Consider the following 6,953-nt stretch of genomic DNA (forward strand, 5'->3'; position numbering starts at 1 on the left):
GTCAACCACCAGACTGCCAAACGCCAGACTGTAAGACAACTCGCCCACAACGCTCCTCAATCAAACACAACGACTCCCCCTCAAATAATGAGGGGGTTGTGTTCTGGAGACGTGCTTACGCCATTACGCTGGGGCTGACTATACGGCTTAGGCCAATATCAGCCACAAAATGTCTTATTTCCGAAGGCCGAGGATATTACGCACCAGATCCAGTATGCGCCTGAACGTGAAACGCCCGGCGGGACCAAAAACAACGCCTGTCAGGGCCGCCATGGCAACGGACTGCTTGAGCTGTGCCAGCTTGCGATCACGACGGATGCGCGCCTCGATTGCGACAGGGTCCGGAATGGAGCGGGCCGCCAGAAGTCCAAAGATCAGGACGAACAGAAGGTCCACCCCCATGACGCAGAGCGCAGAGGCCACATAGCCCAGTCCGACCACGTCAATAAAGAATGCCCACAGGAACCCGTGAAACGAGATCGCCGCGAACATCAGAAAGACTGCAGCGACAACACCGTAAGCGACTCTGCGGCCGATTCGCATGGCAGAGCGGGAAAGGATCTGTCCCTGGGCAGCAAGGACGTCCTGTCCGAGTTCAATGGGCTTCATGGGAAATCGTTTGCCTCTTCTTCAGGACGGAGCCGGACGCAATGCCGTCCGTCTCCTGCCTGGAAAGAACCGGGCTGTTACTTGGAGAAACGGCCGGCAAGGAAACCGACAACGGCCGAAATCAGGACGGCTGCGATCGGACGCGCCCGCACACGCGTCGAAACATTTTCAATTTCATGATCCGTGATTTTGCGGGCATTTGCAACGGCATGATCCGTACGGTCCGCTGCGTCGAGCAGAGCGGGATTGATGCGGTTGTTCAGGAGTTCCTGCAACTGGGTCCGCAGACCGTCGATCTGAGCCTGCGTGGTCTCGGTTGCAACTTCAATGTTATCCTTGACGCTTTTACGGCTCATGTTCAAACCCCTTCTTCAGTATCAGGTCAGATCCGTTCTGGCCTGATTTTGTTTCGCTCATAACGGTCCATTCTCCCAGAGGTTGCATGTCAGGCCTGTCAGGCGCTCCCCGCATGGCTCCCAAGCAGAGGAGCACTCGCCCCTCCCGCCCCAAAGCCGTCGTGCAGCCCGTGCTGGATATTGTCGGCCTGCGTGCAGCCATCGATGCACCGCCCGTCGATCTGTCGCTCCAGCCCGGCGCGACTCTGACCCTTTTCGGCAACCAGCCTGCGGCCCTGTCGCGCCTTCTGGACGTGCTGGCAGGATTCCTGCCCCATCTGGGCGGCACCATCGCGGTCAGTGGCGAAGATGTGACGTCTCGCCCTCCCGCAAAACGACGCATGCGGATCGTCAGCCCGCGAGACCCGCTGTTTCCGCATCTGGACCTGCGAAACAACATCGCCTTCGGCCTGCGCGCGAACGGGAAAGGCAGACAGGACGCCCAAGCCGCCGCCGGACGGATGATCTCGCTCATGGGACTGGATGGCATTGCAGACCGGCGCCCGACAGAACTGGACGCGGAGCAGTCCCTGCGCGTCAAACTGGCGCGCGCCCTGATCGCGTCGCCTGACGTCCTGCTTCTGGATGACCCGCTTCACGCACTCGAACCTCATGCCGCACGCCGCATCCCGATCCTGCTGGGCACCCTTTCCCGCGCCCTGAACCTCAGCATCATCCATGCCGTCTCACGGCGCGAGGATGCCCTGCGCTCCGGCGGTGCGATCGCGGTTTTTCAGGATAACGTACTTTTGCAGTGCGCCGACGCTGCCCGCCTCTATGACCGTCCCGCCTGCGTTGAAGTCGCAACCCTTTTCGGCGAGACAAACACGTTGACAGGGCAGATTCTGGACATTGGCGATGACGTGGCCCGCGTGCATCTCGCCTGCGGAGGGATTGTAGATGCCATAGTTTCCGAAGATCTGAGCGAGGGGCAAGAATGTCTTGTCTGCGTTCGCCCGGACCGGATATCGCCGTTTTTTGGCCCCCAGAGTCTTGGCATGGATGACGATGGGGACATCCCCGTGCGGGGCGTGCTGACCGACAGTACCCATCTCGGCGACCATATCCGCATGCGCGTCCGCTGTGCGGAAGGGACGGAAATCGAACTGCGCCGCCCCCCGCTTCAGGCCCAGAAAATCCCGGCATCTGGCACCTCCGTACAGCTTGCCTGGCCTGCTGCTCATGCGACAGCCTTTCCGCTGAGTGCCGGGATGTATTAAACTACGCCCGTTCTGTCCGAGTGTAATCGGACAGCCCCTTTCGGACACCTGAATTTTTCTGAGGATCCTCTCGTTCTGACCCGGCCCGCCTTCCCTTTGCGACATGTCTTTTGGACATCTGGTCGGATCTCCCGCAGGAGCCTTCCGCTTCGGGCGTCTTTGTGCGCGTTGCTGATTCTGTCATCGCTAAATTCGACAGTGCAGGCCGCCTCCCCCCATCAGAGCGGTGGTATCGGCACGTTTCTGACGTCTGTTGGGCGCGACATTACATCCGTTTTCGTGCCCGCACCGGCTTCCGCCCATGGGCACAGACGCGTTCGCCACGTTCGCAAACCCGTTCATCACCCGGAACCCGGCTTCGGTGTCCCGCAAGGAACGATCGCAGCGCACGCCCTGACTTCCGCCAACACCGGGCTGCCTCTGGTAGAATGGGACGGTAAGACCAGCACCCTCCAAACTGCGATTCAGGCAGCAAAACCCGCATGGATGGCCGTTCTCGTCACCGGGACGCAACTAGCCCAAGCCTGTGAGGGCAAATGGGTTCATCCGATAGATAACACATCCACCTGCGGCATTCCCGGAGGCGTGAGCGACATCGCCCTCACCTGGGATCGCTCACGGCTGACAGCAGCCCCAAACTGGCAGGATTTCTGGGATGTGGCCCGCCATCCGGGACGACGGGGATTGCATTTCGGTGCCCGGACGACACTGGAAATCGCCCTGCTGGCTGACGGCGTTGCGCCACAGAATATCTATTCCACTCTTTCTACACCGGCTGGCGTGGAGCGTGCGTTCCGCAGGCTGGATCTGCTGCGCCCCTATATCGTATGGTGGGAAACACCGGCCGATGCCGCCCGCATCATGGAACAGAGCGGTGCCCTTATGCTGAGTGCGCCCGCCACAGAAGTCACCAGCGTGAGTGCGCGCGCTCCGTCCGGCCCGGCGACATCGCTGTTCGTCGCCGGAACACAGAATGTGCTCCGCTCGCCCCTTTTCTGGGCCATTCCCATTAATGTTTCCGCCGAAAGCGCTCACCGGGCCCTTGAGCAACTCCGGATGCACGCGCCTCATCTGGAAGACATGCCTACGCCCGTTCCCCCGGAACCGTCTCCCACGTTCCTGACGGTCAGCGACACGTTCTGGTCCCTGCATGGCGACGCGCTCGAACAGCAGTTCGCGGCACATTTCGCTCCCCGGACGCCCTGATGGCCCTCGCGCTCCGCCTTAATCTTCCCTCGATCCTGACAGGGCTTCTGGGAGCCTGTGCGCTGATCGCACTCCTCATGCGCGTTCTTCCAGCTTCCGTTCTGCGCCGTCTGGGACTGATCCTGCTTCTGCCCGGACCGGGGCTGGCCCTTGCAATGGCCAGTCTTCATTCTGTTCCGGGATGGCTCGAAGGACTACTCATCGCCCCCGCAGTCGCTTTTCCCATTGGGGCAACTCTTTTGACTCTTCCTCCCGGCACGACCCGCGCCGCCATCGGTCTGGGCGCAGACCTGCCGACACGCCTGCGCCTAATCTGGTTTCCGCTTTTGTTGCCGTCCGTTGTTCTTTCCCTTCTTCTGGCGACCGCTTTCTGTGTCACCTGTGCCCTGTTGGACCATCCATGACGTCTCCTTCCGCACCTTTCTGGCAAACCGTTCCTCTGGATCAGATGTCCTCCGAACAGTGGGAATCCCTCTGTGACGGCTGTGGTAGGTGCTGCCTCAACAAGCTGCGCGACGAAGATACGGAAGAGGTGATTTACACAGACGTTGCCTGCCGCCTTCTCGACACCCATACCTGCCGTTGCACCGACTACGCGGACCGTCACCGCAAGGTCCCCGACTGCGTGACCCTGACCCCTACCCTTCTGGCCGAAATCGACTGGCTTCCGCCCAGTTGCTCCTATCGCCTGCTGCGCGACGGCTTTGATCTTCCCGACTGGCACCCGCTGCGCACGGGGAACGACAAGGGCGTCCACAGTTCCGGTGCATCCGTTCAGGACCGCTGTATCAGTGAACGTCGCGCAGGACCTCTGGAAGACCATCTGGAAGACTGGCCTAGCGAATGGCCAGACCGCTCGCCGCTGTGTCAGGTCCTGAAGCGCAAGGGCTGACATCCATGCTCCCTCCGACCGTTCCACTGATCTGGAAGCGTTCGGCACGGGCCAGACGCATCACCCTGCGGATCGAACCAGTCCGCGGCGAAGTCATCGTCACGGTTCCCCAGACTGTCACCAAAGACCGGGCACTGGCTTTCGTTCACCAACAGACAGAATGGATCGCAAGAACCCTTGCGGCACTGCCGGAAAAACCTGCACTGACAGACGGTTCTCACGTCCTGATCGACGGGCACCACGTTCCCATTCTTCATGACCCCACAGCCAGACGTGGATGCTGGCTTGATACAGACGGCCTTCACGTGAGCGGAGATGCTTCCCATACAACCCGTCGGGTCCGCGATTTTCTTCAGATTCTGGCAAAAGAACGTCTGACCCAGACACTTCAGGCCCATTCCGAAACAATGGCTCTGTATCCCACCCGCCTCGACCTGCGCGAGGTCCGAACGCGCTGGGGAAGCTGCACGAAACAGGGTCGGATCATGCTCAGCTGGCGCCTGCTGATGGCGCCAGTTCCAATACAGAATTATGTTATCATCCACGAGTTGGCACACCTGAAACACTTCAACCATGGCTCCGACTTTTGGGCTCTGGTGGATAGTTTTATTCCCGAAGGACGCATTGGACGTCTTGCAGCGGAACGCTGGTTGAGAGAAAACGGTACCGCTCTTCTGCGCGCAGCATGAGAGCTGTGCGAGCTTGGCGGAATGGTAGACGCACGAGACTTAAAATCTCGAGTCCGCAAGGACGTGCGGGTTCGAGTCCCGCAGCTCGTACCACATATAAGTTATTGAAAATAAACGGCTTTTAGGGTTTTTAGCAACCCGGAGCCCCCGTTCTTCTACAAAGGGCTTCTACAAAATGAGCACTGTTGTGCTGATTCGCCTGCAATCCGGTTTCCACTTCAGACGCGGGATTCCTCTCCGCTTCAGGCCGATTCTGGGAAAGCGGGAAATCTGGCATTCTCTTGAGACGCCAGGCAGAAATCTTGCCAGAACCCGTGCCTGTGCATGTATGGACTGACCTCTCAGCTTTTCGAGTGCATCAGTCTGGCCATGTCTCACCCGGAAGAAAAATCCTCGCTCAACACTGCGGTCGAGACCTTTCAGGAAACTCTCTCCACCTAGGGCCTCCATCCTGTCCAGCAGGACCTGTTTCAGTCCATCATCCAGACCTATGACAGTGAGATTCAGGCTCTGAAAGCTCGCTATAACACCATGAATGCTGAGCATCTTCTGGCCAGGATGGAAGACCACCAGCGGGTTTCCAGCGTGCTTGAAAAAATTGGTCCCGAAATCAGCGCCCTGACAGATATCATTTATAAGCTAGGTCCCGTTGACAAGAGATTCAATCCAAAGCCTCGCGGCGGCGATATTGAGGAAGCTCATGAAGGACACGGCGGTTTTGTCGTAGCGGGTTGCAATACGCCGCATCTGCTTGAGTTTGTTGAACATCCGCTCAATGCGATTGCGGTCTCTGTAACGCCGCCAGTCTGTTTTCTGTGGAACACTGCGGCCTTTTCGTGAGGGAATAACCGGCAGGATACCACGGAGCAGCAGATCCTGGCGGAACCAGTCGCTGTCATAGCCCCGGTCGGCCAGCATGGCTTTGGGGTTTGGAACCGCAAACGCCATCAGGGTATCTGTGGCTTTGTAATCCGAGACCTGACCTCCGCTAAGGGCAAAGCCGAAAGGACGTCCTTGATTGTCGCACCGGGCGTGGATTTTGCTCGTAAAACCGCCGCGTGATCGACCAAAACCTTCCGTATGAGCCCCCCTTTTGCACCCGTTGCCTGGGAGTGGGCGCGGACCACGGTACTGTCGACCATATGCTGCCAGTCATCACTCAGACCCAGGTCAACCAGGGTTTGCAGCAGGGCATCCCAGACACCCTGTTCAGCCCAACGCCGGAACCTGACATAGACCGAGTTCCATTTTCCGTAGCGCTCATGCATGTCCCGCCACGGACAACCGGTGCGCAGGACATACAACATGCCGTTGAGAAACCGGCGATTGTCTCCGGATGGCCGTGCCCAACGGCCACGCTCGGATGGCAAAAGCGGACCAATCAGCGCCCATTCACGATCCGTCAGATCCCCTCGTGCCATCCCCGCTTCACCTTATCGTCTTCGTTAAAGACAACAGTGAATCAGATCTCAGAATGAGCGTATAGACCTTTTGTCAACGCGACCTAGGCAAGTCTGCGAGGAGCCCGAGCGAGGTAGCTTTGACAAAGCTCGCAGAGCAGGTTGCCGTGCTGACACAGCTTGTTCAGCCTCCAGCCCCCCAAGCCTTCCCCTCTGCTCTCGGAAGCGTCCGAAACCTTCCTGAGCCTCAAGGCCAAGAAAGCCAAACCGTCCGTCGTCGCTGAGCATCGTAACACATATAAAAGGTTTGTCGAAATCTGTGGTGACAGACCTATCCGCGACTATGCGGGAGAAGATGCCTCCGACTTCAAAACAATGATGGAGCAACTGCCGGTCAATTACGGTAAAAACCGCAAGGATACGCGAACCGTCGCTGAACTGGTCTCAGAAGCCAATCGGAAAAATCTAGGTCACGTTGACAAAAGATCTGATCCAGAGCCTTGCGGCGGCGATATTGAGGAAACTCATAAAGGACAGGGCGG

Annotated in this window: 10 protein-coding genes, 1 tRNA gene and 1 pseudogene; 8 read left to right on the forward strand and 4 right to left on the reverse strand. The window is 58.7% G+C overall.

What is annotated here, in order from left to right; translation table 11 throughout:
• Nucleotides 1–174: 174 nt before the first annotated feature.
• Entirely contained in the window at nucleotides 175–609 is a 435-nt protein-coding gene (locus JK208_RS15665) for a hypothetical protein (RefSeq protein WP_099287713.1), read from the reverse strand.
• A 77-nt stretch (nucleotides 610–686) separates the two neighbouring features.
• Entirely contained in the window at nucleotides 687–965 is a 279-nt protein-coding gene (locus JK208_RS15670; RefSeq protein ID WP_062027183.1) for a hypothetical protein, read from the reverse strand.
• An 86-nt stretch (nucleotides 966–1,051) separates the two neighbouring features.
• Here JK208_RS15670 and JK208_RS15675 point away from each other — a divergent pair, with 86 nt between their 5' ends.
• The 7 genes from JK208_RS15675 (at nucleotide 1,052) to JK208_RS16165 (ending at nucleotide 5,348) form a co-directional block, all read left to right on the forward strand.
• On the forward strand, nucleotides 1,052–2,224 hold the full coding sequence (locus JK208_RS15675; RefSeq protein WP_211576702.1) for an ABC transporter ATP-binding protein: 1,173 nt from the start codon (nucleotides 1,052–1,054) through the stop codon (nucleotides 2,222–2,224).
• Between the two features lie 168 nt (nucleotides 2,225–2,392).
• The gene (locus JK208_RS15680) at nucleotides 2,393–3,430 is read left to right on the forward strand and encodes an extracellular solute-binding protein (RefSeq protein ID WP_408872119.1); all 1,038 of its coding nucleotides are present in this window, start codon (nucleotides 2,393–2,395) and stop codon (nucleotides 3,428–3,430) included.
• Nucleotides 3,430–3,834 (forward strand): hypothetical protein, encoded by a 405-nt coding sequence (locus JK208_RS15685; RefSeq protein ID WP_228125673.1) that lies wholly within the window; start codon nucleotides 3,430–3,432, stop codon nucleotides 3,832–3,834. The genes JK208_RS15680 and JK208_RS15685 overlap by 1 nt, the downstream gene beginning before the upstream one ends.
• Nucleotides 3,831–4,322, forward strand: a complete 492-nt coding sequence (locus JK208_RS15690; RefSeq protein ID WP_211576703.1) for a YcgN family cysteine cluster protein — start codon at nucleotides 3,831–3,833, stop codon at nucleotides 4,320–4,322. Before JK208_RS15685 ends, JK208_RS15690 begins: the two co-directional genes overlap by 4 nt.
• 5 nt (nucleotides 4,323–4,327) lie before the next feature.
• Nucleotides 4,328–5,011: a M48 family metallopeptidase gene (locus tag JK208_RS15695; RefSeq protein ID WP_211576704.1), complete on the forward strand. Its 684-nt coding sequence runs from the start codon at nucleotides 4,328–4,330 to the stop codon at nucleotides 5,009–5,011.
• A gap of 7 nt (nucleotides 5,012–5,018) precedes the next feature.
• Nucleotides 5,019–5,104: transfer RNA gene (locus JK208_RS15700), tRNA-Leu, on the forward strand.
• Nucleotides 5,105–5,186: 82 nt separating this feature from the next.
• On the forward strand, nucleotides 5,187–5,348 hold the full coding sequence (locus tag JK208_RS16165) for a DUF6538 domain-containing protein (RefSeq protein WP_349292011.1): 162 nt from the start codon (nucleotides 5,187–5,189) through the stop codon (nucleotides 5,346–5,348).
• 302 nt (nucleotides 5,349–5,650) lie between these two features.
• Here JK208_RS16165 and JK208_RS16030 read toward each other — a convergent pair whose 3' ends face one another.
• Both JK208_RS16030 and JK208_RS15710 read right to left on the reverse strand, forming a co-directional pair.
• Complete coding sequence (locus tag JK208_RS16030) at nucleotides 5,651–6,049, reverse strand: IS5 family transposase (RefSeq protein WP_349292012.1); 399 nt, start codon at nucleotides 6,047–6,049, stop codon at nucleotides 5,651–5,653.
• On the reverse strand, nucleotides 5,959–6,432 hold the full coding sequence (locus tag JK208_RS15710) for an IS5 family transposase (protein WP_206035477.1): 474 nt from the start codon (nucleotides 6,430–6,432) through the stop codon (nucleotides 5,959–5,961). Before JK208_RS15710 ends, JK208_RS16030 begins: the two co-directional genes overlap by 91 nt.
• 159 nt (nucleotides 6,433–6,591) lie before the next feature.
• On the opposite strand from JK208_RS15710, the pseudogene JK208_RS15715 reads away from it, so the two are divergent.
• A pseudogene (locus tag JK208_RS15715) lies at nucleotides 6,592–6,953 on the forward strand (hypothetical protein); the annotation flags it as partial.

Source organism: Gluconobacter sp. Dm-74 (genome assembly GCF_018256135.1).
In the GTDB taxonomy this organism is placed as follows: Bacteria; Pseudomonadota; Alphaproteobacteria; order Acetobacterales; family Acetobacteraceae; genus Gluconobacter; species Gluconobacter cadivus.

Excerpts from the sequence above, each read along its gene's own strand:
- JK208_RS15665 (WP_099287713.1), bottom strand. The coding sequence starts at position 609 with ATGAAGCCCATTGAACTCGGACAGGACGTCCTTGCTGCCCAGGGACAG.
- JK208_RS15670 (WP_062027183.1), bottom strand. The coding sequence starts at position 965 with ATGAGCCGTAAAAGCGTCAAGGATAACATTGAAGTTGCAACCGAGACC.
- JK208_RS15675 (WP_211576702.1), top strand. The coding sequence starts at position 1,052 with ATGTCAGGCCTGTCAGGCGCTCCCCGCATGGCTCCCAAGCAGAGGAGC.
- JK208_RS15685 (WP_228125673.1), top strand. The coding sequence starts at position 3,430 with ATGGCCCTCGCGCTCCGCCTTAATCTTCCCTCGATCCTGACAGGGCTT.
- JK208_RS15690 (WP_211576703.1), top strand. The coding sequence starts at position 3,831 with ATGACGTCTCCTTCCGCACCTTTCTGGCAAACCGTTCCTCTGGATCAG.
- JK208_RS15695 (WP_211576704.1), top strand. The coding sequence starts at position 4,328 with ATGCTCCCTCCGACCGTTCCACTGATCTGGAAGCGTTCGGCACGGGCC.
- JK208_RS16165 (WP_349292011.1), top strand. The coding sequence starts at position 5,187 with ATGAGCACTGTTGTGCTGATTCGCCTGCAATCCGGTTTCCACTTCAGA.
- JK208_RS15710 (WP_206035477.1), bottom strand. The coding sequence starts at position 6,432 with ATGGCACGAGGGGATCTGACGGATCGTGAATGGGCGCTGATTGGTCCG.